We start from the raw sequence: 24,624 nt of genomic DNA, 5'->3' as shown, positions 1-24,624 counted from the left end.
TTCCGGTCGCGGCGGCGCGGCCCGCCCTTCGACCCGTCACCTTTATCCTTGCGCCCGCCGCCGTTATTCTTGGCATCCGACGCAGCCCCATACAAGGAAACGCAGATGTCACGTTGGACTTTCTATACCGCTCCCGGCACGTGCGCGCTGGCCACTCATATCGCGCTGCGCGAGGCGGACGCCGATTTCGATCTGGTGAAGCTCGATTTCTCCGCCGGGCAGCAGCAGAGCGCGGAGTACCTGCGCGTGAATCCCAAGGGCCGGGTGCCGGCGCTGGCCACGCCGCAGGGCGTGCTGACGGAGACGCCTGCCCTGCTGGCTTTCGTGGCGCAGAGCTTTCCGGACGCGAAGCTGGCCCCGCTGGACGATCCGTTCGCCTTCGCGCGGCTTCAGGAGCTGGCGAGCTATCTGGCTTCGACGGCGCACGTGGCGCATGCGCACAAACGGCGCGGCGCGCGCTGGGCGGACGACCCCGCGGCGCACGAAGCGATGCGGGCCAAGGTTCCCGAAACGATGACGGCCTGCGCGGCCTACCTCGAAACGCAGATCGCCGGCCCCTGGGCGGCGGGCGACCGCTACAGCTACGTCGACGGCTATCTGTACACGATCGGCAGCTGGCTGGAGGGCGACGGCGTGGACATGACGCGGTTTCCCAAGCTGACGGCCTACCTGGAGCGTGTCGGCAACCGCCCGGCGGTGCAGCGCGCGGTGGCGGAGGCCCAGGCCTGAACCTGAACGTGCGGCCCCCGGCTGCCATGAAGTGAAGTCCGTTGCGTGCCGGCCCGCGCGCGCCCTTTCCCGGGCGCCGCGCCGTGCACCGCCTTTCCCCGTTTCATTGCAATTCCCTGTTCGTCTCTTATATGTCCGTTCCGATGGTCCTGCCGCGCCTGGTGGTCCGCGCGCTCTTCTGCGCGCTCGTCAGCCTGATCTCTTGCCCTGCGCAGGCCGCCCCGCCCTCGCTGGCGCAATGCCACGGCATCAAGGACCTGGCTTTCGTGGCCCACCTGGATGACGATCTGCTGTTCATGAACCCGGATATCGCCGCCAACATCGAGGCGGGCGGCTGTGTGCGGGTGGTGTACCTGACCGCCAGCGACGCCGGCGAGGGCGAAGGCTATATGCTGGGCCGCGAGCGCGGCATACGCTCGGCCTACGCCTATATGGCGCATCAGCCCGACGACTGGCGGGAAGACGCGGGCACCGTGAGCGGGCGCACCATCGCGCGCTTCACCTTGCGCGGCAATCCGCGCGTGCAGCTCTGGCACATGCGCCTGAAAGATCCCTGGCTGGGCAAGGGCTGGGGCAGCCTGACGCCGCTGAGCCGCACCGAGTCCGAGCCCGGGCAGCGCGTGGACACGCTGGGCCCGCATGTGGAGGTCTACACGCGCGCGCAGCTCGTGGATACCCTGGCCGGCCTGATCCGCCAGTACGGCCCGACCACGGTGCGCCACCTGGACGATACGATCAGCGTTCCGTACACGGAGCTGTGCTGGCGTTGCGCGGGCCACGGGCATCCCGACCACATCGCCAGCGCGCGGCTGGTGCGCGAAGCCATGCTGCGCGTGCCCGGCAACTATGCCGAGGCGGGCTACATCGACTATCCGAGCCAGGAACGCGCCAGCAACCTGGACGACGCGGAAATCGCCGATAAGTCCATGATCTTCCAGCACTACGCCTGGAACGACTACCACTACTGCGCGGGGCCGACCGGCTGCAAGGAGCCCGCGGGGCCGGCCGCGGCCTGGGTGCAGCGCGCCTATTACGTGTCGCGCAAGGACATGGCGCCGCAGGTGTATTCGGACGGGCGCGGCGGGCTGGTGGTGTTTGCCGCCGGCGAAACCAACGCGGCCGTCAATCGCTGGGATTCCGGCCAGCGCCGCTGGCAATGCCTGGGCGGACGCACCAACGGACCGCTAGTGACGTTCGCCCATGCCGACGGCACGGCCGGCCTGATGGTGCGCGACCCGCTGGGCGGCGTGTGGGCGAACAAGCAGCGCCATGACGGCACCTGGCAGGGCTGGCAGGCGCTGGGCGGCTTGCGCGTGGCCAAGATCCCCGTCGTGGCGCCGCTGGGCGAGGCGGCGGCCGTGGCGCTGGGCTACGACGGGCAGCTGCACTGGATCGCGCCGTCCGGCATCGATGGCAGTTGGGGCGCCTGGCAGGCCCTGCCCGCGCTGGAAGGCGTGACCGGCGCGCCGGCCGTGGCGCGCGGCGCGGACGGGCGCTACGTGGTTTTCGCCGTCACCGAAGCGGGCGAGCTTTTCTATACGCGGCAACTGCCGGCCGGCAAGGGCGAGCAGCCCGCCTGGCAGGCATGGCGCCGCGTGCCGGCGCCGCAGGCGGCCGGCGGCCTGGCGGCGATCCGCGGCCGCGACCAGCGCGTCGAGCTCTATTTCCGCCGGCGCGACGACAATCACCTGACCCGGCTGGTGGAAGATGGCGACACCAGCAACCTGGACATGGAATGGAGCGCCCCGGCGGACCTCGGACTGCCCTATGTCGGACGGCCCGCCATCGGCGCCGATGCGCAGGGCAACGTCGTGCTCGCGATCCTGGAACGGACGGGCGGCCAGCTCTGGCTGATAGAGCACGGCAAGCCGGTGAGCCTGGATGCCGAGGCCGCTTCGCCGCCCGCGCTCAGCATTATCGGCGACACGCTTTACATCGTCGCGCGCACGGCTGGCGCGCGCCAGCGTTACCAGGTGCTATCGCGCCACGGCGGCGCCTGGGCCCAGCCCCTGACCCTCGACGGCTTGCCGCCCAGCGGCGGCGGACCGTTCACGGCCGTGGCCGCCCGCCCCGCCGACCTGCCCAACCTGGGCGCCGGCCACGCCGACAACGCCGTCGTGGTGCGGCCCTCGCCCAGCCACCCCGACACGCTTGCCGTACAGCGCATGCCCAGCCAGGCTTCGCGCACGGCCACGCCGACTTCCGTGCATTGACGCGCGGTTTCCCGCCGGCATGCGCCCGGCGGGGACGCGATCGAAGCGCACCTGAAGGGCCCGGTCCTGCTCTCCGAAGCCTGACGCCCCCCAAATCGCACAGACCGCTACGCCAGACACGCCCGGTCACCGGCGCGCAAACATCGGTCACGCGAAAGCTGTTTCGGAACGATTACACGGACGAACGCCGGACCGCGAGTCGTGGCCTAATCTGCACGAGCCCGGATCTGGCGGTGCCAGGGCCGCGCGCTCGCAGGAGTTTGTCAAAATGAAGAAAAGCCTGTTGTTGCTGCTTGCGCTGACCAGTCTGCTGAGCGGTTGCATCGTGGTGCCCGCGCGGCATGCGCCGCATTATCGTCCGGCGCCGCATTACTACTATCCCGTCTACCCGGGCCCGCATTACTACTACCGCGCCTATTGAGGGCGCATCGGGGAACCGCCATGACATTGCGCCCTGCCTGGAGGCGGCCCGCGGCCGCCGCGCTCCTGTCCGCCGCCTGCTTCGGGGCATGGGCCCAGGTCGCGGCCCCGGCGGCGCCCGCCGCGCCAGCGGCGCCGGCCTATGACTATGACGCAACGGATCCGGCCGGCGCGAACCTCGCGCCGGTGGACCGCAGCCCCGAGCCGCCGCCGCCCCTGCCCGTCTACACACAGCCGCCGCCCCCGGCGGACGGCTATATCTGGGTGCCCGGCTACTGGAGCCGCAACGCCTACGGCTTCTTCTGGGTGCCGGGCGCATGGGTGCCGGCGCCCTACACCGGCGCGCTCTGGACGCCGGGCTACTGGGCTTACGCCGATGGCGCATACCTGTGGCACCCGGGGTACTGGGGCCCTCACATCGGCTTCTACGGCGGCATCGATTACGGTTTCGGCTACATCGGCATCGGCTTCGTGGGCGGCTACTGGAAGAGCGGCCATTACTACTACAACCGCGCCGTGACCAACGTGAACATCACGCGCATCACCCACGTGTATTCGCATCCTGTGACGATTCGCCACGACAACCGCCGCATCAGCTATCACGGCGGCCCGGGCGGCATACGGCGCGCGCCCGATCCGCGCGAGCTGGCCGCGCGCCATGAGCGCCACGATCCGCCCACGGACATGCAGCGCGGTTTCGCACGCGAGGCGGGCGCCAACCGCGCGCAGTTCTTCGAGCACAACCGCGGCCGGCCGCCGCATGCCTACGTGGACCATGCGCCGGAACGCGGCAGGCCCGGACGCGACGGGCGCCCCGATGCGGCGCACGCTCCTGGCCCCGACGCAGGCCGCGGCCCCGGCCGCCGCCCTGGCGCGCCGGACGTGCCCGATGCTCCGCGCGGCGCCGGCTTGCGGCCGGGGCATGACGCCGTCCGTGGACCATCGCCGCAACCCGGGCGCGATGACTTGCACCGCACAGGCCAGCCCGGGGCCGATGCCGCGCGCCCGCCGGGCTCGCAACCCGGGCGCGATGCCCTGCACCGCGCGGGCCAGCAGCCGGGGCACGACGGCGCGCGCGGGCCTCGGCCGCAGCCCGGGTCCGATGCCGGGCCGCGCGGACCGGCGCGCGATGCCGGTGCGGAACGCTTCCGCGCGCCGCCGCGCGGCGGCCAGGAACGCGCTCCCGAAGCGGACCGGCGCGGCGGCGACAGGCCCGGCTGGCAGGGCTCGCGTCCGGAGGCGCAGCCGCGCGAACGCCGCGACACGGGCCCGCGCGCGGAACGCGGCGGGCCGCAGGCGGGCGACCGCGGAGCGCGCGGCGCGCAACCCGGCGGCGAACACCGGGGAGGCCGCGGCGAGCGCGATGGCCCGGGTCGGGACTAATATCGGGAAAGATGGAACAAGCCGCCGCCGTTCGCGGCGGCGCCGGATTTCTCCAGGGAGATTTCAATGACGCGTATCGCCACCCTGCTGCTGGCCTGCGGCCTGCTCGCCACTTCGCCCGCCCGGGCCGCGCTGGACGTGGGCGCGCCCGCCCCCGATTTCACCGCCCCCGCCTCGCTGGGCGGCAAGGTGTATGACTTCCACCTGCAGCAGGCGCTCAAGCAAGGCCCCGTCGTGCTGTATTTCTTCCCGGCGGCCTTCACCCAGGGCTGCACCATCGAGGCCCACGATTTCGCCGAAGCCACGGACGAATACAAGGCGCTGGGCGCCACCGTCATCGGCGTGTCGGCCGACGACATCGACACCTTGCGCAAGTTCTCGGTCAGCGAATGCCGCAGCAAGTTCGCGGTGGCCGCCGACGGCGACGGCAAGATCATGCGCGCCTACGATGCCGTGCACGACCGCCGCCCCGACCGCGCGCAGCGCGTGTCCTATGTGATTTCGCCGCAGGGCAAGGTGCTGTACGAGTACACGGACATGAATCCCGACCGGCACGTGGCCAACACACTGCGCGCCCTGAAGGAATGGAAGGCCCGCCAGCCGTAGCGGGCCGGCTTCTCCGGCGGACGGCCCCGGCCGCGTTTACGCAAAAGGCCAGACGGGCGGATGCGTGCCCGGCGGGCACGACGGACGGGTCCAGCGCGCCGGCGTGTCCGCGAACTGCGCGGCGTGCCGCACGGCCTCGAGCTCGCCGAAACCGGAAGGCCCGGTTTCCAGCAACCCGTCGAAACCCGGCATGGGACAGGACAACCCGCCCTCGACGCGGCCCAGGCCGCGCAGCCAATGGGCGGTCTGCGCCAGCGAAACGCGGACGTGCCAGCTTCCGCCTTCGGTGGCCTGGCGCGCCAGGGCCACCTGCGCGCCGAACGCCATCAGATAGCCCGAGGCATGGTCCAGAATCTGTACCGGCATGGGCTTGGGCGCGGCCTGGCCCGCGGCCTCGGCCTCGGCGTGGTTGAAGCCGGTGGCCGTCTGCACCAGCGAGTCGAAGCCGCGCCGCCCGGCCCAGGGCCCTTGCGTACCGTAGGCCGACAGCGACACATAGACGATGCCGGGCCGGATGCGCGCGGCGTCTTCGGGGCCGAAGCCCAGCGCCGCGAGCCCGCCGGGCCGATATCCCTGCACGAACACGTGGGCCGTGCGCAGCAGGTTGCCCAGGGCGATGCGGCCGTCGGCGGTGTCCAGGTCGGCCAGCACCGAGAGCTTGCCTCGGCTGGTGTCGATGATGTTGTCGATGTTGGGCAGCAGCGGCGAATTGACCAGCATCACGTCGGCGCCGTAGGCCGCCAGCGCGCGGCCGCAGACCGGGCCCGCGATGATGCGCGTGAGGTCGAGCACGCGGATGTCCTTCAGCGGCCGGGCGTCGGGCGCGTACTTGGGCAGCGGCCGGGGATCGGCCTCGCCGATGCGCTCGATGGTAAAGAGCGGTTGCCTGGCCACCGCCTGGCCCTGCGGGTGGCGGTCCCATTCATCGAAGCTGCGCATGGCCGCGGCCACCATGCCGGCGTCGGCCGCCACCTGCTCGAAATCGGCGGCGCGCCAGCGCTGCAGGGCGCGTTCCACCGCTTCGCGTTTGGTGCCTTCGCCGGGCGGGCAGCCCAGCAAGGCCAGCGCGCCGTCGCGATGATGCGCGAAATTGGCATGGATGCGCACCCAGCCGTCGGCGCAAGGATACACGCCGGTGATCGGATCCCACGGATTGGGGATGATGCCGTTGATCTTGAAATAGCTGCGGCATTCCTGCGCGGCGTGCAGCATGTCCACGGACACCCGCTGGCGCGGCCCGCCGCGCAGGTGGCGCAGTTCGGCCGCCGCCAGCGCCGCCGCCGCGATGCTGGCCTGCGCCGCGGTGCCCACCGCGAAGGAAGAAGGCAGCACCGGCTCGGCGCCGGGCAGGTCCACGAAATCGAGCGCTTCGCCCGGCAGGTCAGCGAGACGCCACAATCCCTGCAGGACCTGTTGCGGCGACAGGCCGGCGCAAGTGCGTCCTTGCAGCGCGGACGGGCGGAAGTCCATCAGATGTCCCATGGTATCGATCTTGTTGATTGTTGGTCCGATTACATGCCCGCCCCCAGGCCGCGTCAATACGCCGGCCGGGCCAGCGTGTTTCACGGTTTGACGGACCGCGCGGGCCGCGCCGCACGCTCCGCGGACGCATCCGCCGCCGCATGAAGCATCCTGGCGCGCCCTCGGCAGGCCGGATGCCCAGGCACGCCGCCAGACACATCTGCTCTTAGTTTTTACATCGGCTTCCATGCCCGGGCCCGGTCGGGCGCGTCTTGCCTAGCTGCCCTCGCCGCGCGTGGCGGCCTGCTTGTCCAGGCGCTTGAGAAAGACCTGGATTTCCTTGACGACCTGCTGGTCGCCGCGCGCCTGCGCGGCTTGCAAGCCGGATTCCCAGGCCGCGCGCGCGCCCTGGACATCGCCGGCGCCCAGGCAGGCCTTGCCCAGCCATTTCCAGGCCACCGAGTAGCCGGGGTCGAAAGCCAGCGCGGCGCGCAGATGCGCCTGGGCCTGCTCGTGGCGCTCCTGCTCGGCATAGGCCTTGCCCAGCGAAAATCGCAACAACATGTTGTCCGTGCCCTGGGCCAGCATGGCTTCGAGCCGTTCCGTCATTCCCTGCAAGGTCTTCTCCCGAGAAAGCCGATACGCCCAGCGGGCGCGTGGCGCCTGCCTGCATCATAGGCCGGGCTCGCGGCGGGCGCTGCCATGGCCCTGCCGGCGCCGCGGATTGCGCGCTTTCGCAAACGATCCGTTTCCTCGCGTTTCAAGCGGCGCCGCGCCGGGAGCGGCCGGCCGATTATCCTGTCCCACGCTAGTCGAGTCCAATAAAGGTGCCCGTTTCATGCCGTACCCGCGCCTGCTGTCGCTGTGCCTTGCGCCCCTGATGCTGCTGCCCCTGGCGGCGCAGTCCCAGCCTCCCGCCGCTCCCGCCGCGTCGCCGCGCGATGCGGCGCTCGTCAACCGCCTCACCTGGGGCGCCACGCCCGCCGAACTGGCCCGCCTGCGCGAGCTGGGGCCCGAACGCTATCTGCAGGCGCAACTGCGCCCCGACCCGAAAGCCGCGCTGCCGCCCGACGTGCAGGCCAGCATCGACGCCCTGCCCATCGCGCGCGAGAGCGCGGCGCAGGCGCTGGCCCGGCAGCAGGCCATGCGGCGCGAGGCGAAAGACAAGCCGCCCGCCGCCGCGCAGCAGATCCAGCGCCAGGCGCGCCTCGTCTCGCGCGAGCGCGCCGAGGCCACCGCGAGCCGGGCGCTGCTGCGCGCCGTGTATGCGCCCAACCAGCTCCAGGAGCAGATGACCTGGTTCTGGATGAACCATTTCAACGTCTACGCCAACAAGAGCGATATCGGCACCTATATCGACCAGTACGAAGACCGCGCGATACGCCCGCATGCGCTGGGCAAGTTCCGCGACCTGCTGGCCGCCACGCTGCGCTCGCCGGCCATGCTGGTCTACCTGGACAACACGCGCAACACCGCGGGGCACATCAACGAAAACTACGCGCGCGAGCTCATGGAGCTGCATACGCTGGGCGTCAAGGGAGGCTACACGCAGACCGACGTGCAGGAACTGGCGCGCATACTCACCGGCCTGGGTGTGAACACCAGCGGGGAGCCGCCCCGCGTCAAGCCTGCGCTGCGCGCGCAAGTGGTCCAAGACGGACTGTTCCTGTTCAACCCGGCCCGCCACGACTATGGCGAGAAGCGCTTTCTCGGACGCCGGATCGCCGGCGCGGGCATGGCCGAAGTGGACCAGGCGGTAGACATGCTGGCCCGCCATCCCGCCACCGCGCGGCATATCAGCGCCAAGCTGGCGCAGTTCTTCATGGGCGATGCCCCGCCCGACGCCGCCATCGCGCGCATGGCCCGCCGCTTCCAGGAAACGGACGGCGACATCGCCGCCACGCTGGAGGCGCTGTTCCGCTCGCCCGAGTTCGCGCAGTCGCTCGAAAAGGGAGTTTTCAAGGATCCGGTGCATTATGTGTATTCGTCGCTGCGCCTGGCCTATGCCGGCCTGCCGCCCATCGTCAACCCGCGGCCCGGGCTGGCGCTGCTGCGCCGCCTGGGCCAGCCGCTCAATCTGCGCCTCACGCCCGACGGCTACCCGCTGTCGCAATCGGACTGGTCGGGATCGGGCCAGATGACGGCGCGTTTCGAGGCCGCCCGCGCCATCGCCGCCGCGCCGGCCGCGTTCTACCGCAAGAACAAGAACGAAGCGCCCGAGCCCGTCCGCCTGCCCGACCTGCTCGAGGCCGACGCGCGAAGCGGCCTGTTCACCGGGCTCTCGTCCGCCACGCGACAGGCCATCGAAAGCGCCCGCAATCCTCGCGACGCCAACACCTACCTGCTGGCCTCGCCCGAATTCATGCGGCGCTGAGGAGTTTTCATGGATCGCCGACAACTGCTCAAGACCCTGGCCGCCGCTCCGCTCGCGCTGGGCGCCGGCCGCCTCTATGCCGCGCCCGCCGCCGGCGGCAACCGGCTGCTCGTCGTTTTCATGCGGGGCGCCTACGATGCCGCCAGCCTGCTGGTGCCGGCGGACAGCGATTTCTATTACGAATCGCGTCCGCACATTGCCATCGCGCGGCCCGGCTCCGGCGCGCAGGCCGCGCTGCCGCTGGCCGACGGCTGGGCCCTGCATCCGGCGCTGGCCGAAAGCCTGCTGCCCTTCTACCGCAAGCGCCAGCTCGCCTTCGTGCCTTTCGCGGGCACCGGCGACACCAGCCGCAGCCATTTCGACACCCAGAACCGGATCGAGCTGGGCCAGGGCGCGGCCAAGGGCGCCGATGGCGATTACCGCTCGGGCTTCCTCAACCGGCTGGCCGTGGCGCTCGGCGGCCAGCGCGCCAGCCCGGCGGCCTTCACCTCGGATGTGCCGCAGATCTTCCGCGGCCCGGACCGGGTGCCCAATATCGACCTCGGCGGCGCGGCCGGCAAGTCGCGCCTGCGCGAGCAGGACAGCGCCGCCATCGCCGCCATGTACCGGGGCACCGACCTGGCCGCGTCGGTCAGCGAGGGCCAGCGCATCATGAGCGCCGCGCAGGCAAACCTGCAGGCCGAGATGCAGGCGGCCAACGGCAACGCGGTTTCGGCCGACAGGCTCGAGCAGGAGGCCCGGCGCATCGCGCGCTTCATGAGCGGCAGCTACAACCTGGGCTTCGTGGACGTGGGCGGCTGGGACACCCACGTCGGCCAGGGCGCCGCCTCGGGGCTGCTCGCCAACCGGCTGGGCCAGCTCGGCCGCGCGCTGGCCGCTTATGCAGACGGCATGGGCGCGGCCTGGAACCAGACGACCGTGGTCGTCATCAGCGAATTCGGCCGCACCTTCCGCGAGAATGGCAACAAAGGCACGGACCACGGCCACGGCACGGTGTACTGGGTGCTGGGAGGCCAGGTGCGGGGCGGACGCATCGCGGGCCGGCAGGTGGCGGTGCGCCGCGACACCCTCTTTCAGGACCGCGATTACCCGGTGCTCAACGAATACCGCGCCGTGTTCGCCGGCCTGTTCTCGCGGCTGTACGGGCTGGACCGCTCGCGGCTCGCCCAGGTGTTTCCCGGGGTGACGCCGGCCGATCTGGGCCTGGTGTAAGCCGGCCGGCATCAGGGTATACCCTGGTCGACGGCAGGGGCTTGCGGGGGCCGCCTGCGCGCCTGCCCTAGAATGGCGGGCGTTTTTTTCCTTCGCGCCGCGCTGTCTTTTTCGCCGGCGCCTCCCGCTGCGCCCTCTCCCATGCCCCTGCACCTCATTGCGCTGGCCGCCGCCGCTTTCGGCATCGGCACGAGCGAATTCGTCATCATGGGCCTGCTGCCCAATGTGGCGGCCGACCTCCACATCTCGATCGACATCGCCGGCTTGCTGATCACCGGCTACGCCATGGGCGTGGTGATCGGCGCCCCCATCATGGCCATCGTCACGGCGCGCCTGCCGCGCAAGGCCACGCTGATCGGGCTGGCCAGCACCTTCGTGCTGGGCAACCTGCTCTGTGCGCTGGCGCCCGGCTACGGGCTGCTGATGGCCGCGCGCGTCTTCACGGCGTTCTGCCACGGCGCGTTCTTCGGCATCGGGGCCGTGGTGGCGGCCGATCTGGTGCCGCGCCATCAGCGCTCCAGCGCCATCGCCCTCATGTTCACCGGCCTCACGCTGGCCAACGTGCTGGGCGTGCCGCTGGGCACCGCGCTCGGGCAGGCCGCCGGCTGGCGGTCCACGTTCTGGGTGGTGAGCGGCATCGGCATGGCCGCCGTCGCGGCCCTGGCGGCCTGGATTCCCGGCCGCATCCCCATGCAGCCCGGCAACATCCTGCGCGAATTCCGGGTGCTGAAAGACGTGCGCGTGCTGTGGCCGCTGGCCGCCAGCGTGCTGGCGTCGGCGGCCCTCTTCTGCGTGCTGACCTACATCGCCCCGCTGCTGCGCGAAGTAACCGGCGTTTCCGAGCGCGGCATCACCGGCGTGCTGCTGCTGTTCGGGGTGGCGCTCACGGTAGGCAGCACCCTGGGCGGCAAGCTGGGCGATCGCAGCCTCGAAACCTCGCTGCGCCGGGTTTTCGCGGGGCTGCTGGCGGTGTTCGCCGTGCTGCCCGGGGCGTCGCACGCGCTCGCGCCCATGCTGACGGTTACCTTCGTCTGGGGCGTGCTGGGCTTTGCCGTGGTGCCCCTGCTGCAGACGCTGATCGTGGACCAGGCGGCCGACGCCCCCAACCTGGCTTCCACCCTCAACCAGGGCGCGTTCAACCTGGGCAATGCCTGCGGCGCCGGCCTGGGCAGCGTGGCGCTGGGCCACGGCCTGCCCCTGACCGGGCTGCCGTGGCTGTCCGCGGCCATGACGGCCGCCGTGCTGCTGCTGGCCTCCTGGGGCACGCGCCGCCACGGCCGGCGTGGCGCTACACTGCCTACGCCATCCTCCGCGCTGACGCCGTCGCGCTCGGATGCCTGATACGCCCCGAGGAGCCTCATGAGCACGATCTACGATTTCTCCGCCCGCACCATCGACGGCGCGGAACAATCCCTCGACACCTACCGCGGCCGCGTGCTGCTGGTGGTGAACGTGGCCTCCAAGTGCGGTTTCACGCCGCAGTACTCCGGCCTGGAAGATCTGTACCGTTCGTACCGCGAAGACGGCCTCACCGTGCTGGGCTTCCCGTGCGACCAGTTCGGCCGCCAGGAGCCGGGCGACGAAGCCGAGATCCGCAATTTCTGCACCACGCAGTACGACATCACGTTTCCGCTCTTTGCCAAGATCGAGGTCAACGGCGAGCAGGCGCACCCGCTGTACCGCTGGCTCAAGTCGCAACAGCCCGGCGTGTTCGGCACCGAGGGCATCAAGTGGAACTTCACCAAGTTCCTGGTGGGGCGCGACGGCCAGGTGATCAAGCGCTATGCGCCCACCGACGCGCCCGACAGCCTGCGCGACGACATCGCCCAGGCCCTGGCCGCGCCCGCGCCCTGAGCCGGCGGCCGGCTTGCGCTCAGCGCAGCGGCGGCAGGCGCCGCCGCACGGTGTGGTCCTTGACGATGGCGGTATTGGTTTCGGCGTGTTCGCTCAGCCTGTCCAGGATGCCGTCCAGGTGGCCGATAGAACGCAGCGCCATGCGCGCGATGAAGCAGTCGTCGCCGGTGACCTTGTCGCACTCCACGAATTCCTCGATCTCGCGGATCAGGCCTTCCACCCGCTTGAGCTGGCCGGGCAGCGGCCGGATGCGCACGATGGCCGCCAGCGTGTAGCCCAGCGCCTGCGGGTCCACGTCCAGCGTGTAGCCCCGGATCACGCCCGATTCCTCCAGCCGCCGCAAGCGGTCGGCCACGCTGGGCGCGGACATGCCCACCTGGCGCGCGAGATCGGCCGTGGTCGTGCGCGCGTTGGCCGTCAGCAGTTCCACCAGCCGGCGGTCGATGCCATCCAGGACGGGATTTTCGTTTCTAAGGTTTTCCGGCATAAATATCCCTCCAAAAAAGGCATTTGGTCGAAATCTTCGATTTCTCATCATATGTCCGGCCGGATCCGCCTGGAATAATTTCTCCATGAAATGCCCGGTCATGCCGGGCCAGGAGAAACGACATGCCTATCCCGTCCGAACGCGGCGGCCTCTGGCAGATGGCCGCCGCGATGACCCTGTCCGGCACCCTGGGCGTCTTCGTGCTGGAATCCGGCCAGAGCGCCTGGAACGTGGTGTTCTTCCGCTGCCTCTTCGGCTCGCTCTCGCTGGCGGCCTATTGCGCGGCGCGCGGCCTGCTGCGGCCCGGGCTGTACACCGCGCGCACGCTGGGCCTGGCGCTGGCCGCCGGCGCCGCGCTGGTGCTCAACTGGGTGCTGCTGTTCTCGGCCTACCGGCTGGCCTCCATCTCGCTGTCCACCGCCGTCTACAACGTCCAGCCGTTCTTCCTCATCGGCCTGGGCGCGCTGCTGCTGGGCGAGCGCCCGTCGCGCGGCAAGCTGGCCTGGTCGGTGCTGGCGTTCGCCGGGCTGCTGCTGGTGCTGCGTCCCTGGGCATTGAGCGCGCCGCAGGGCTATCTGGCGGGCCTGATGCTGGGCCTGGGGGCCGCCGCGCTCTATGCCGCCGCGGCCGTCATCGTGAAGCACCTCAAGCACATCCCGCCGCAGGTGCTGGCCCTGACGCAGGTGACGCTGGGCGCGGCCATGCTGCTGCCCATGGCCGACTTCCACGCCCTGCCCGCCGCGCCCTCGCAATGGGCCTGCCTGGTCGCACTGGGGCTGGTGCACACCTGCCTGATGTACATCCTGATGTACTCGGCCATCCAGAAGCTGCCCACCACCTCCACGGCGGCGCTCAGCTTCATCTACCCGGCCGTCGCCATCGTGCTGGATTTCGCGGTGTACGGCCACCGCATGAACCTGGCGCAGGTCGGCGGGGTGGCGATGATCTTCCTGGCCGCCGCGGGCGTGAGCCTGGGCTGGCGGCTGCCGCGGCGCGCGCGGGCGCTGGGCGCGGGCGGCGGCTGCGCTTAGGATGGATTGCCGCCAGACGCGCAAACCCGCGCCGCGGCCCCGGGTATTCGGGGCCGCGCTCGGCCTGAGCCGCTATCATGGGCGGCCAGCCCGCCCGGCCCGCGAAGGGCCGGGCGCCGTTTCCGCCACCCAGGAAGCCTCCATGATCGATCTCTACTACTGGACCACCCCCAACGGCCACAAGATCACGCTGTTCCTCGAAGAAACCGGCCTGCCTTACAAGATTCACCCCGTCAACATCAGCAAGGGCGACCAGTTCAAGCCCGAATTCCTGGCGATCTCGCCCAACAACCGCATTCCCGCCATCGTGGACCAGTCGCCCGCCGATGGCGGCGGCCCGCTCTCGCTGTTCGAGTCCGGCGCCATCCTGCTGTACCTGGCCGAGAAAACCGGCCGCTTCCTGCCGCGGGATCTGCGCGGGCGCGCCGACGTGCTGCAATGGCTGTTCTGGCAGATGGGCGGCCTGGGCCCCATGGCCGGCCAGAACCACCATTTCTCGCAGTACGCGCCCGAGCGCATTCCCTACGCCACGGAGCGCTACGTCAAGGAAACCAACCGGCTGTACGGCGTGCTCGACAAGCGCCTGGCCGACCGCGAATTCGTGGCGGGCGAGTACTCCATCGCCGACATGGCGGCCTACCCCTGGATCGTGCCCCACAAGCGCCAGGGCCAGGACCTGAACGACTTCCCCCACCTCAGGCGCTGGTTCGAGGCGATTGCCGCGCGGCCGGCCACGCAGCGCGCCTACGCGCTGGCCGACACCATCAACACCGCGCCCTCCGTGAGCGACGAGGAATCGCGCCGCATCCTGTTTGGCCAGACCGCGCAAAGCACGCAGCGCTGAGGCCCGCCATGACCGCTGCGCCGCTGACGTTCCGCCGCGCCCGCATCGGCGATCTGCCGGCCATCATCGCCATGCTGGCCGACGACGCGCTCGGGTCCGCGCGCGAAGACCCCGCGCTGCCTCCCAACCCCCGCTACACTGCGGCTTTCGCGGCTATCGAACACGACGCCAACCAGTTCCTGGCCGTGGCCGAACGCGGCGGCGAGCCGGTGGGCTGCCTGCAGCTGACGTTCATCCCCGGCCTGTCGCGGCAAGGCATGTGGCGCGGCCAGATCGAAAGCGTGCGGATCGCCGCGGCGGCGCGCGGCCAGGGGCTGGGCCGCGCCATGTTCGAATGGGCCATCGGCCAGTGCCGCCGCCAGGGCTGCGGCCTGGTCCAGCTCACGACCGACCGCGCCCGCCCCGACGCGCGCCGTTTTTACGAAAGCCTGGGCTTCGAGGCCACCCACGACGGCATGAAGCTCAGCCTCGACCTTTGATCCAAGGAGCGCCCATGCATGGCGAATACAAAGTCCCCGGCGGCAAGCTCGTCGTCGCGGACGTGGAACTGCGCGACGGCCGCCTGGCCGAGGTGCGCATCAGCGGCGATTTCTTCCTGGAGCCGCCCGAGGCCCTGGACGCCATCAACCGCGGCCTGACCGGCATGCCGGCCGACGCCGGCGAACTCGAACTGGCGCTGGCCGTGCAGTCGTCCCTGCCCACGGAGGCCGAAATGTTCGGCTTCTCGGCCGAGGCTGTCGCGGTGGCCCTGCGGAGGGCGCTGGCATGACGCGCACCGACTGGAACGACTACGACTGGCAGCTCATCCACGAAGGCCCGCAGATGCCCGCCTTGCACATGGCGCTGGACGCTGTGATCACCGACGAGGTGGGCGCGGGGCTGCGCCCGCCCACGCTGCGCATCTGGGAGTGGGCCGCCCCCGCGGTGGTCATCGGCCGCTTCCAATCGCTCAAGAACGAAGTCGACCCCGAGGGCGCGCGCCGCCACGGCATCACGGTGGTGCGCCGCGTAAGCGGCGGCGGCGCCATGTTCGTGGAGCCGGGCAACACCATCACTTATTCGTTGAGCGTGCCGCAAGCCCTGGTGCACGGCATGAGCTTCCAGGAGTCCTACGAATTCCTGGACGCGTGGGTGCTGCAGGCGCTGAAGGATCTCGGCATCAAGGCGTGGTACCAGCCCCTGAACGACATCGCTTCCGAGGCCGGCAAGATCGGCGGGGCGGCCCAGGCCCGCCGCGGCGGCGCGGTGCTGCACCACGTCACCATGTCTTATGACATCGACGCCGATAAAATGGTGCAGGTCTTGCGCATAGGGCGCGAGAAACTGTCGGACAAGGGCACTACGAGCGCCAAGAAGCGGGTGGATCCGCTGCGCACCCAGACCGGGCTGCCGCGCGAAACCATCATCCAGCGCATGGTCGACACCTTCGCGGGCATGCACCGGCTGACGCCGGGCGAGATCGGCGCCGGCACGCTGGCCAAAGCCCAGGCCCAGGCCGACGAGAAGTTCTCCACCGTCGAATGGACGGCGACGGTGCCTTGATTTCTGGAGGTTTTCCGATGCGTTCCCTCTGCTCGCCGGCCAGCGCGCCGCGCCTGCTGCTTGCCGCGACGCTGCTCGCCCTGGCGGGTTGCGGCAGCTCGCCGCCCGCCAACATCACCCTGGCTTCGCCCGCCGACGCGGCCGCCACGCCCCGATCCGTGGGCGACCTGGATGTGCAGCGCATCGAATGGTCGGGCGCCAAGCCGGGCTGCGAAGGCGACTGCCCCCGCATCGAAATCGACAGCGTGGCGTTTCCGGGCATTCCGAAACTCACTGCCCTGGTGGATCACGTGCTGGCCTACATGACCGGCACCGACGCCAACCGGCGCGGCCCCTACGACACGCTGTCGGAATATACGCGCTATTTCTGGACCGTCGCGCGCGCGCGCGACGCCACCTATTTCAAGGCCCGCGTCAAGGACACGGTGGGCGACATCATCGCCATCGAGCTGCATACCGAGCAGTTCATCACCGGCGCGGCCCACGGCATTCCGGCCACCCAGTACCTGAACTGGGAACGCAGCCGGGGCCGGGTCATGAGCCTGGAAGAGGCGCTCATCCCGGGCCGGCATCCGCAGTATGTCGAAGCCCTGCGGCGCGCGCACGCCAAATGGCTGGCGCAGAATCCCGACGCCCAGCGCGACCCGGCCGCCTACGACAAGATGTGGCCGTTCCAGGAAAGCGACAACTTCGCGCTCACCCGCGAGGGCATGGTGGTGAAGTACAACGCCTACTCCATCGCGCCCTACTCGCACGGCGAGCCCGAGCTCACCCTGCCCTACGCCGAACTGCGCGGCATACTCAAGCCGGCCCTGCTGCCGGCCTCCTGAGCAACCGCCGATAAAACAAGCCCGCCCGGCGCGGGCGCCGCGGGGCCGGCCCGACGGCGCCGCCCCATGGGCGGGCTTTTCCTGTCCCGGGCGGCCCGCCCGAAGCGGGCGCCCGGCCGCGGGAAGCGGATCAGGGATACAGGCCGCGCACCTGGCGAGCCTGCAGGATGCGCGTGCAAGCCACGATGAACGCGGCGGTGCGCAGGGTCACCTTGTGCTCGCGCGCCACCTGCGACACGGCGGCGTAGGCTTCGCGCATGATGCGCTCCAGGCGCACGTTGATTTCCTCTTCGCTCCAGAAGAAGCTGGAGAAGTCCTGCACCCATTCGAAGTACGACACGGTCACGCCGCCGGCGTTGGCCAGCACGTCGGGCACCACGTACACGCCGTGCTCGAACAGGATGTCGTCCGCTTCGGGCGTGGTGGGGCCGTTGGCGCCTTCGACCACGATGCGGGCGCGCACCTTGGGCGCATTCTCGGCGGTGATCTGGCTTTCCAGGGCAGCCGGGATGAGGAACTCGGTTTCCAGCGTCCAGAATTCCTGCTTGTCCATGGCTTCGCCGCCGGAGAAACCGCCCACGCCGCCATGCTGCGCCACGTAGGCCAGCAGCTTGTGCACGTCCAGTCCGTTGGCGTTGTGCACGGTGCCGGTGTGGTCCTGCACGGCGATCACCTTGGCGCCGGCCTCGTGGAACAGCCGTCCGGCGGTGCCGCCCACGTTGCCGAAGCCCTGCACCACCACGCGGGCGCCGGCCACGTCGATGTTCAGGTCGCGCGCGGCTTCGCAAGCCACCACGAACACGCCCCGGCCGGTGGCTTCCACGCGGCCCAGGCTGCCGCCCAGCGCGATCGGCTTGCCGGTGACGACGCCGGTGGCGGTGGCGCCTTCGTTCATGGAGTAGGTGTCCATCATCCACGCCATGACCTGGGCGTTGGTGTTGACGTCGGGCGCGGGAATGTCCTTGGCCGGGCCGATGATGACGCCGATTTCGGAAGTGTAGCGGCGGGTCACGCGCTCCAGCTCGGCCATGGAAAGCTTGCGGGGATCGACGCGGATGCCGCCCTTGGCGCCGCCGTACGGCAGGTTGACCGCCGCGTTCTTGATGGACATCCACGCCGCCAGCGCCATGACTTCGGAGAGGGTCACATCCTGGTGGAAGCGCACGCCGCCCTTGCCCGGACCGCGCGAGGTGTTGTGCTGCACGCGGTAGCCCTCGAAGTGGGCGATGCTGCCGTCGTCCATTTCGATAGGCACGTCCACGATGAGCGAACGCTTGGGACGCTTCAGGGTCTCGACCCAGCGCGCGAGCGGGCCGAGGTACGGCGTGACCCGATCGACTTGTTGCAGGTAATTACCCCAGGGGCCGAGATCGTCGGCATTCAGATAAGACGGCAAGGCGTGGGTGGAGGTTTGAGACATGAGCATGCTCTCCTGACAAAGTTGCGCCATTTTATCCATGAAACCAGTATCGTCCCCATTTTAAAAATAATATTTTAAATAGGGACACAATAATGGACCCGCGGCGGAGCCTGCATCGCCAGTCCCATTCTATGCGCCCGGACGCAAGAAGGCGCTACGCGTAGACCCTGCCTCCAGGAAAACGCGCAGCGCCTTGCGGGGAACGATTTGCGGGGCGCGTTTCCGGCGGCGCCCCGTCGATTTCAGACCGAGAGCAGTTGCCAGGCCAGGCGGGCGGCGGCGCGCGCGCCGTGCCCGTCTATATCGAAGCGTGGGTTGTATTCCGCCAGGTCGGCCAGCCTGAGCTTGCCGCTCGCCTTGACCCGCAGCACGATCTCCTCGATCACGGCCAGCGGCACCCCATAGGGAGCAGGCGCGGACACGCCCGGCATGACGGCGGCCGGCAGCACGTCCAGGTCCACCGTCAGGTAGACGTGGGCCGCGTCGGCCAGCAAGGCGTCCACGTCGGCCAGCCGGTCGGCCAGGTGCCGCTCCTGCATCTCGCGGTCTTCGCGCCACACTGCCCCCACTTCGGCCGCGCGCGCGTAAAGCGCCGGCGTATTGGACAGGCGCGAGACGCCCAGGCAGGCATATTGCAGCGCCTGCCCGCGCGCCTGGCAGTCGGCCGCAATCTGGTCGAACGGCGTACCCGAGCTGCCGGGGCGGCCGGTGCGCAAATCGAAGTGGGCGTCGAGGTTGAGCACGAGCACCGGGCCGGCCTGGCCCGCGGCCTGCATCCAGCGGGCCAGCCCCTGGAAGCTGCCCCAGGCGATCTCATGGCCGCCGCCCAGCACCACCGGCCGCGCGCCCTGCCCCAGCAGCGCCGCCAGCCTGGCGGCCAGCCGGTCCTGGGCGTCTTCCAGCGCGTCGCCCGCGCATGCCACGTCGCCGGCATCCAGCAACCGCGTCATGCCGTGCGCGGGCAGCCCCGCCAGATAGCGCCGGATGGCGGCCGGCCCGCCGGCGGCGCCGGTGCGTCCCTGGTTGCGGGCCACCCCGGCGTCGCTGGCGAACCCCAACAGCACGGGCTCGCCTGCCTCAGGCAAGCCCGCGGGCTGCACGATGTGCGCCAGGCGGCGCGTGTCGCCGCGTTCGGCGCTGTCGTCGCGCGCGGCCCAAAGGCCGCGGTCGAATTCTCCGCTCATGCCGCCCCCTGCCCCGAGCTGAGCACGGCCTGCAGGAATTCACGCGTGCGCGCCTGCCTGGGCTGACTGAAAATGACCTCGGGCTTGCCGGATTCCAGGATGACGCCGCCGTCCATGACGGCCACCACGTCTGCCACGTCGCGGGCAAAGCCCATTTCGTGCGTGACCACCATCATGGTCATGCCTTCGCGCGCCAGCAGCTTCATGACCTGCAGCACTTCGCCCACCAGTTCCGGGTCCAGCGCCGACGTGGGCTCGTCGAACAGCATGACCTTGGGCTGCATGGCCAGCGCCCGCGCGATGGCCACGCGCTGCTTCTGACCGCCCGACAGGCTGGCCGGCATGGCCGACATCTTCTGGCTCAGCCCCACCTTGGCCAGCAGGTCGGCCGCCAGCGCATTGGCCTGCTCGCGCCCCATGCCGCGCAGCTTGCGCGGGCCCACGGTAACGTTGTCCAGCACCGACAGGTGCGGAAACAGGTTGAACGACTGGAACACCATGCCCACCTGCATGCGCAGCTGGTTGAGCTGGGCCTCGGGCAGCAGCCTGCCGTTGTCCTGCAGGGTCTGCCCGCAGATTTCCACGGTGCCGCCCTGCGCCACTTCCAGGCCGTTGCAGCAGCGCAGCAGCGTGCTCTTGCCCGACCCGCTGGGCCCGATCACCACCACCACCTGCGAAGGCAGCACCTCGAAATCGATGCCGCGCAGCACGGCGTGGTCGCCGTACGATTTGCGCAGCCCGCGGATGCGGATCATTTCTTCGCTCATTGCACCATCCCTCCGGCGCGCAGGCGCTGTTCGACCTTGCGCAAAATCATCATGGTCACGGTCGTCAGCACCAGGTAGATCAGGGCCACCACCAGATACGTCTCCAGCGAGCGGTACGACACGCTGATGATCTTCTGGCCCTCGTGCATCAGGTCATGGATGGTGAGCAGCGACACCAGCGCCGAATTCTTGATCAGCGCGATGAATTCGTTGCCCAGCGGCGGAATCATGCGCACCACCGCCTGGGGCAGGATGATGATGCGCATGGCCTGCCCGGACGACATGCCCAGCGAGCGCGCCGCCTCGGTCTGGCCGCGGTCCACCGACTGGATCGCGCCGCGCACGATTTCCGACACGTAGGCGCCCGAATACATGCCCAGGCCCAGCACGCCGCAGGCGAACGCCGGCAGCGTCACGCCGAACTGCGGCAGGCCGAAGAACCAGATGAACAGCTGCACCAGCAGCGGCGTGCCGCGGAAAAACAGCAGATACGTGCTGCACAGGTTGTAGATGATGCGGTGCCTGGGGTTGAGCCGGCCCACGCCGACCAGCAGGCCGATGACGCAGCCCAGCAGCAAGGCGCCCGCCGTCACCTCGATGGTGACGGCCGCGCCCCGCAGCAGGGCGTCGAAGTCGGCGAAAACGGGAGAGAAATCCAGCATCATTTCGCGGGCGCCTCGAACCACTTGTTGACGATGGCCTGGTAAGTGCCGTCGGCCTTCAGCTTCTGCAGCGCGGCGTTCAGTTCGCGCGTGAGCTCAGGCTTGTTCTTGGGCACGGCGATGCCGTAGTCCTCGGTGGTGATCTGCTCGCCCAGCACGGTGAGATCGGGCGTGCTCTGGGCGAACAGCTTGGCCGCCGGCTTGCCCGTCACGGCGGCATCGGCGCGGCCGATCTGCACCAGGTTGAACATTTCCTGGTTCTTTTCGACTTCCACGCGCTGCACCTTCGGGAAGTGCTCCTTCAGGTAATTGACCGACTTGGTGCCGACCTGCACCGACACCTTGCGGCCGTCCAGGTCTTTGATGGCCTTGACCGGGCCGTCTTTCTTGGTCAGCACGACCAGGCCGCCCGCGTAGTACGGATCGGTGAAATCCACCACCTTGGCGCGGTCCGGCGTGATGTAGATGGCCGAGACGGCGATGTCGGCGCGGCCGGCCTGCAGCGCGGGGATCAGGCCCTTGAAGTCGATGTCGATCCACTCGATTTTCTTGCCCATGGCCTTGCCCAGGGCCTCGACCAGCTCGATGTCGAAACCGGTGCGCTTGCCATCCTTCACGAATTCCATGGGCGGAAAGGTCGCATCGGTCACCGCGCGCAGGGTTTCCTGGGCATGCGCGGCTCCAGCGCCCCAGGCCAGGCCCAGGGTGACAACAGCGGTAAGCAGTTTGCGGCGGGTAATCATGGTGTAGTCGTCCTTAGGAAAGAGATACGGCGGTTGCGGGCGGTTGAGGCCGGGATGGATAAGGCATCAGGCACTGCGGAACGGTCCGCGGACGGACCGGAAGAAAACAAGGGCGGACGCGCGCATCGGCATGGCGGACTCAATGGCTCTGCAGGCGGGCCGAGATGCGCCGCGCCGCCGCCACCGTCTGGTCGATCAGCGCGTCGGGGCGCTGCGCCGCGCGGGTGGAAGGCGCCATGAGCGTGATCGAGGCCACGGCCTGGTTGGCGCGCTGGAACACCGGCACGCTCACGCCCCAGACTCCCGCGTCCACCTCGCCGTCGGTGACGGCATAGCCGCGCGCCCGGATGGCGTCCAGTTCGGCGGCCAGCGCCTCGGTATCGGCGCCGGTGTCGGCCGCGATGGCGTCCAGGGCCGCCTGGCGCCGGGCCGCGGGCATGAAGGCCATCAGCGACTTGGCCGAGGCGCCGCGCACCAGCGGCAGGCCGCGCCCCTTGACGAAGGAGCAACGCAGCGGATGCTGGCTCTCCACCATATCCAGGCACACGGCCTGGTCTTTCACGGCCACGAGCAGCCCCACGGTTTCTCCGGAAGACGCGGCCAGCGCGTTCATGTCCGGCTGCGCCTCGTGCACCAGAAATGAGGACTGGTCGAACCCCCAGGCGAGCTGCACGCACAGCGGCCCCGGGCCGTATTCGCCTTCGTGCTCGGCCACGAACCCCCAGCGCTTGAGCAGCCCCACCTGCCGGTACAGGGTGCTCTGCGCCAGGCCGGTCTTCTCGGCCAGCGCGGCAATGCTGAGGGGGCCATCGTGCCGGGCCAGCGTGGCCAGCACGTAAAGCACGCGGTCGGCCCCCGCGCCAACGGTGGGATTACGCATAAGAAAAAAGCTGCTCCAGGTTGATGGCGCGCAGATTATCAATCTATGGAGTAGAGAGCATGAAATTTTCCCATTAATCGAGAATATTTAGGGAAAACCCCGAAAATCAGCCGATCCGGTCCGGGCAGGCCGGAGGCAAGAAAGACCCTCGGCGCACCCGCTGCGTTGCTTGCTGCCCCGGGGAGCGTTTTTTGTCTTGGCGCTGCCCGGCAAAAAAAACCGCCCCTGGGGGCGGTCGGCAAACCGATGTGCGGGAGCGCGCCGGTCAGGGCGAGGCGGGCTCGTCGTAGCTGTTGAGCCGCACGCCCGACACGCCCTGCACCCGCGAGCGGTCGGGCCCGGACTCGGGCCCGGCCGCCGCGGCGGCAGGCGCGGGAACGGACTCGGCGACAGGCGCGGCGGCAGGCGCGGCGGCAGGCGCCTCGGCGGCCGGTTCGGCGGCCCCGCCCGCCCGGCGCGCGCGCTTGGCGGCATCGGCGCTGGCGATCCGCCGGGCCAGCTCATCGGCCAGCGCCGTGGACTTGCCCATGCGCGCCCAGTCGGCCGCGCTCTGGCCCTTGAGGTCGCGCGTGGTGATGTCGGCGCCTGCGTCCAGCAGCAACTGCACCATGGGGCGGCTGCCCGAGAGCGCGGCCATCATGAGCGGCGTGGCCCCGTCCGGCGAAGGCGCATTGACCAAGGCGCGCTTTTCGAGAAGCAGCTTCGCCACGCCCAGTTGCCCTTTCGAGGCCGCGTAGTGCAGCGGCGTCCATCCCAGCCGGTTGACCTGCGCGCCGCGCGCGATGAGCTGGCGCGCGCGCTCGGTCTGGCCGGCGATGGCCAGGTACATCAGCGGCGTTTCGCCCGCGGGGTTCTCGATATTGAGATCGGTGCGCTTGTCGGCTGCCAGCACGTCGAAAACCTTCCAGGCGCCGTCCGCCACCGCCCGCATGATGGCGGGCTGGCCGTTTTTGTAGCGCACGTTGGGGTCGGCCCCCTGGGCCAGGAGTTCGCGGATGTCGTCGGGGTAGTCATTGGCCACATACACCCACCAGTCGGCCGCGTTGGCGGCGTGCGCCGCGGGCAGCCCGCCCAATGCCAGCGCCACGGCCAGCAGGCCCCGGCGGCAGCAGGAAAGAAGGCGGAAAGAAAGCGCCGATGCGCGGGTCATGGCCAACTCCTGAGAAATTACTTTAAATATTATGGATTAAGTTATGTTTTTATCTTTCTGAAAAGATTGAAGAAATTATCCGTGGACGCGCGCGCCACGTCCGCCACGGGTATTCCCTTCAGGTCGGCGATCTTCTCGGCCACGTGAATCACCTTGGACGGATCATTCAGCTTGCCGCGGTACGGCACCGGCGCCAGATACGGCGAATCGGTCTCGATGAGCAAGCGGTCCAGCGGCACCTTGGCGGCCACTTCGTGCACGACCTGGGCGTTCTTGAAGGTGACGATGCCGGAAAGCGAAATGTAGAAGTTCTGGTCCAGCGCAGCCTGGGCGACGTCCCAGTTCTCGGTAAAACAGTGCATGACGCCGCCCACCTCGGCGGCCTTCTCCTCGCGCAGCATGCGCACCGTGTCTTCCGCGGACGCGCGCGTGTGCACGATGAGCGGCAGCCCGGTATCGCGCGCCGCGCGGATATGGCGCCGGAACCGCTCGCGCTGCCAGTCCAGCGGCTCGGACAGCCGGTAATAGTCCAGCCCGGTCTCGCCGATGGCGACCACCTTGGGATGCCCGGACAGGCAGGCAAGCTCCTCGGGCGAGGGATCGGGCGTGTCTTCGTAGTCCGGGTGCACACCCACCGAGGCCCACAGGTTGGCGTGCGGCTCCACCAGCGAGATCAGGCCGGGCCATTCCGGCATGTTCACGCTCACGACCAGCGCGTGCGTGACCTGGTTGGCGGCCATGCGCTCGAGGATGGCGGGCAGGTCGTCCGCCAGTTCGGGAAAATTCAGATGACAGTGGGAATCGACGTACATAGCATTTGGAGCATCGCGGC

26 protein-coding genes are annotated in these 24,624 nt (G+C 69.6%); 15 read left to right on the top strand and 11 right to left on the bottom strand.

Annotated features, from left to right (window positions below):
- The first annotated feature begins 105 nt into the window (after positions 1-105).
- The 5 genes from NGJ44_RS08930 (at position 106) to NGJ44_RS08910 (ending at position 5,351) form a co-directional block, all read left to right on the top strand.
- Positions 106-729 (top strand): glutathione S-transferase family protein, encoded by a 624-nt coding sequence (locus NGJ44_RS08930; protein WP_053246697.1) that lies wholly within the window; start codon positions 106-108, stop codon positions 727-729.
- Between the two features lie 131 nt (positions 730-860).
- A complete protein-coding gene (locus NGJ44_RS08925) occupies positions 861-2,942 on the top strand; it encodes a DUF8189 domain-containing protein (protein ID WP_251863723.1) in 2,082 nt (693 codons plus the stop codon).
- Positions 2,943-3,210: 268 nt separating this feature from the next.
- Positions 3,211-3,363, top strand: coding sequence for a hypothetical protein (locus tag NGJ44_RS08920; RefSeq protein ID WP_251863722.1), 153 nt, complete (start codon positions 3,211-3,213; stop codon positions 3,361-3,363).
- Positions 3,364-3,383: 20 nt separating this feature from the next.
- Entirely contained in the window at positions 3,384-4,745 is a 1,362-nt protein-coding gene (locus tag NGJ44_RS08915; RefSeq protein WP_251863721.1) for an adenylate cyclase, read from the top strand.
- 66 nt (positions 4,746-4,811) lie between these two features.
- Positions 4,812-5,351, top strand: coding sequence for a peroxiredoxin (locus NGJ44_RS08910; RefSeq protein ID WP_251863720.1), 540 nt, complete (start codon positions 4,812-4,814; stop codon positions 5,349-5,351).
- A 36-nt stretch (positions 5,352-5,387) separates the two neighbouring features.
- On the opposite strand, the gene NGJ44_RS08905 is transcribed toward NGJ44_RS08910, so the two are convergent.
- Both NGJ44_RS08905 and NGJ44_RS08900 read right to left on the bottom strand, forming a co-directional pair.
- Positions 5,388-6,833 (bottom strand): CoA transferase, encoded by a 1,446-nt coding sequence (locus NGJ44_RS08905; protein ID WP_251863719.1) that lies wholly within the window; start codon positions 6,831-6,833, stop codon positions 5,388-5,390.
- 255 nt (positions 6,834-7,088) lie between these two features.
- The gene (locus NGJ44_RS08900; protein ID WP_251863718.1) at positions 7,089-7,430 is read right to left on the bottom strand and encodes a tetratricopeptide repeat protein; all 342 of its coding nucleotides are present in this window, start codon (positions 7,428-7,430) and stop codon (positions 7,089-7,091) included.
- A gap of 220 nt (positions 7,431-7,650) precedes the next feature.
- On the opposite strand from NGJ44_RS08900, the gene NGJ44_RS08895 reads away from it, so the two are divergent.
- From NGJ44_RS08895 to NGJ44_RS08880, 4 genes are all read left to right on the top strand, one after another.
- Positions 7,651-9,186, top strand: a complete 1,536-nt coding sequence (locus tag NGJ44_RS08895) for a DUF1800 domain-containing protein (protein ID WP_251863717.1) — start codon at positions 7,651-7,653, stop codon at positions 9,184-9,186.
- Between the two features lie 9 nt (positions 9,187-9,195).
- Complete coding sequence (locus tag NGJ44_RS08890) at positions 9,196-10,398, top strand: DUF1501 domain-containing protein (RefSeq protein WP_251863716.1); 1,203 nt, start codon at positions 9,196-9,198, stop codon at positions 10,396-10,398.
- Between the two features lie 141 nt (positions 10,399-10,539).
- Positions 10,540-11,739, top strand: coding sequence for an MFS transporter (locus tag NGJ44_RS08885; RefSeq protein WP_251863715.1), 1,200 nt, complete (start codon positions 10,540-10,542; stop codon positions 11,737-11,739).
- Positions 11,740-11,757: 18 nt separating this feature from the next.
- Positions 11,758-12,252, top strand: coding sequence for a glutathione peroxidase (locus NGJ44_RS08880; protein WP_053246124.1), 495 nt, complete (start codon positions 11,758-11,760; stop codon positions 12,250-12,252).
- 19 nt (positions 12,253-12,271) lie between these two features.
- On the opposite strand, the gene NGJ44_RS08875 is transcribed toward NGJ44_RS08880, so the two are convergent.
- Complete coding sequence (locus NGJ44_RS08875) at positions 12,272-12,739, bottom strand: Lrp/AsnC family transcriptional regulator (RefSeq protein WP_053246123.1); 468 nt, start codon at positions 12,737-12,739, stop codon at positions 12,272-12,274.
- Positions 12,740-12,861: 122 nt separating this feature from the next.
- Here NGJ44_RS08875 and NGJ44_RS08870 point away from each other — a divergent pair, with 122 nt between their 5' ends.
- From NGJ44_RS08870 to NGJ44_RS08845, 6 genes are all read left to right on the top strand, one after another.
- Positions 12,862-13,770 carry a DMT family transporter gene (locus NGJ44_RS08870; RefSeq protein WP_251863714.1) on the top strand — a complete coding sequence of 303 codons (909 nt, stop codon included), beginning with the start codon at positions 12,862-12,864 and terminating at the stop codon, positions 13,768-13,770.
- Between the two features lie 142 nt (positions 13,771-13,912).
- Positions 13,913-14,614, top strand: coding sequence for a glutathione S-transferase N-terminal domain-containing protein (locus NGJ44_RS08865; protein ID WP_053246127.1), 702 nt, complete (start codon positions 13,913-13,915; stop codon positions 14,612-14,614).
- A gap of 8 nt (positions 14,615-14,622) precedes the next feature.
- Positions 14,623-15,093 (top strand): GNAT family N-acetyltransferase, encoded by a 471-nt coding sequence (locus NGJ44_RS08860; RefSeq protein WP_251863713.1) that lies wholly within the window; start codon positions 14,623-14,625, stop codon positions 15,091-15,093.
- A 14-nt stretch (positions 15,094-15,107) separates the two neighbouring features.
- The gene (lplB, locus tag NGJ44_RS08855; protein ID WP_053246121.1) at positions 15,108-15,383 is read left to right on the top strand and encodes a lipoate-protein ligase small subunit; all 276 of its coding nucleotides are present in this window, start codon (positions 15,108-15,110) and stop codon (positions 15,381-15,383) included.
- Positions 15,380-16,156: a lipoate--protein ligase family protein gene (locus NGJ44_RS08850; protein ID WP_053246120.1), complete on the top strand. Its 777-nt coding sequence runs from the start codon at positions 15,380-15,382 to the stop codon at positions 16,154-16,156. The genes lplB and NGJ44_RS08850 overlap by 4 nt, the downstream gene beginning before the upstream one ends.
- 17 nt (positions 16,157-16,173) lie before the next feature.
- On the top strand, positions 16,174-16,986 hold the full coding sequence (locus tag NGJ44_RS08845) for an RsiV family protein (protein ID WP_053246119.1): 813 nt from the start codon (positions 16,174-16,176) through the stop codon (positions 16,984-16,986).
- Between the two features lie 130 nt (positions 16,987-17,116).
- Here NGJ44_RS08845 and NGJ44_RS08840 read toward each other — a convergent pair whose 3' ends face one another.
- The 8 genes from NGJ44_RS08840 to NGJ44_RS08805 form a co-directional block, all read right to left on the bottom strand.
- A complete protein-coding gene (locus tag NGJ44_RS08840) occupies positions 17,117-18,406 on the bottom strand; it encodes a Glu/Leu/Phe/Val family dehydrogenase (RefSeq protein WP_053245327.1) in 1,290 nt (429 codons plus the stop codon).
- Positions 18,407-18,648: 242 nt separating this feature from the next.
- Complete coding sequence (gene hutG / locus NGJ44_RS08835; protein ID WP_251863712.1) at positions 18,649-19,590, bottom strand: formimidoylglutamase; 942 nt, start codon at positions 19,588-19,590, stop codon at positions 18,649-18,651.
- Positions 19,587-20,357, bottom strand: coding sequence for an amino acid ABC transporter ATP-binding protein (locus NGJ44_RS08830; RefSeq protein WP_152968064.1), 771 nt, complete (start codon positions 20,355-20,357; stop codon positions 19,587-19,589). The genes hutG and NGJ44_RS08830 overlap by 4 nt, the downstream gene beginning before the upstream one ends.
- A complete protein-coding gene (locus NGJ44_RS08825) occupies positions 20,354-21,022 on the bottom strand; it encodes an amino acid ABC transporter permease (RefSeq protein WP_053245307.1) in 669 nt (222 codons plus the stop codon). Before NGJ44_RS08825 ends, NGJ44_RS08830 begins: the two co-directional genes overlap by 4 nt.
- Positions 21,019-21,762, bottom strand: a complete 744-nt coding sequence (locus tag NGJ44_RS08820) for a glutamine ABC transporter substrate-binding protein (RefSeq protein WP_053245308.1) — start codon at positions 21,760-21,762, stop codon at positions 21,019-21,021. Before NGJ44_RS08820 ends, NGJ44_RS08825 begins: the two co-directional genes overlap by 4 nt.
- Before the next feature lie 139 nt (positions 21,763-21,901).
- A complete protein-coding gene (locus tag NGJ44_RS08815) occupies positions 21,902-22,642 on the bottom strand; it encodes an IclR family transcriptional regulator (RefSeq protein ID WP_053245309.1) in 741 nt (246 codons plus the stop codon).
- Positions 22,643-22,907: 265 nt separating this feature from the next.
- Positions 22,908-23,792 (bottom strand): ankyrin repeat domain-containing protein, encoded by an 885-nt coding sequence (locus tag NGJ44_RS08810; protein WP_251863711.1) that lies wholly within the window; start codon positions 23,790-23,792, stop codon positions 22,908-22,910.
- A 41-nt stretch (positions 23,793-23,833) separates the two neighbouring features.
- Positions 23,834-24,604, bottom strand: a complete 771-nt coding sequence (locus NGJ44_RS08805) for a TatD family hydrolase (RefSeq protein WP_251863710.1) — start codon at positions 24,602-24,604, stop codon at positions 23,834-23,836.
- Positions 24,605-24,624 lie beyond the last annotated feature (20 nt).

It is taken from the genome of Achromobacter sp. Marseille-Q4962 (assembly GCF_943737005.1).
Lineage (GTDB): Bacteria > Pseudomonadota > Gammaproteobacteria > Burkholderiales > Burkholderiaceae_B > Achromobacter.
The sequence above is the reverse complement of the archived record's forward strand: the minus strand, read 5'-3'. Positions and strand labels throughout refer to the sequence as shown.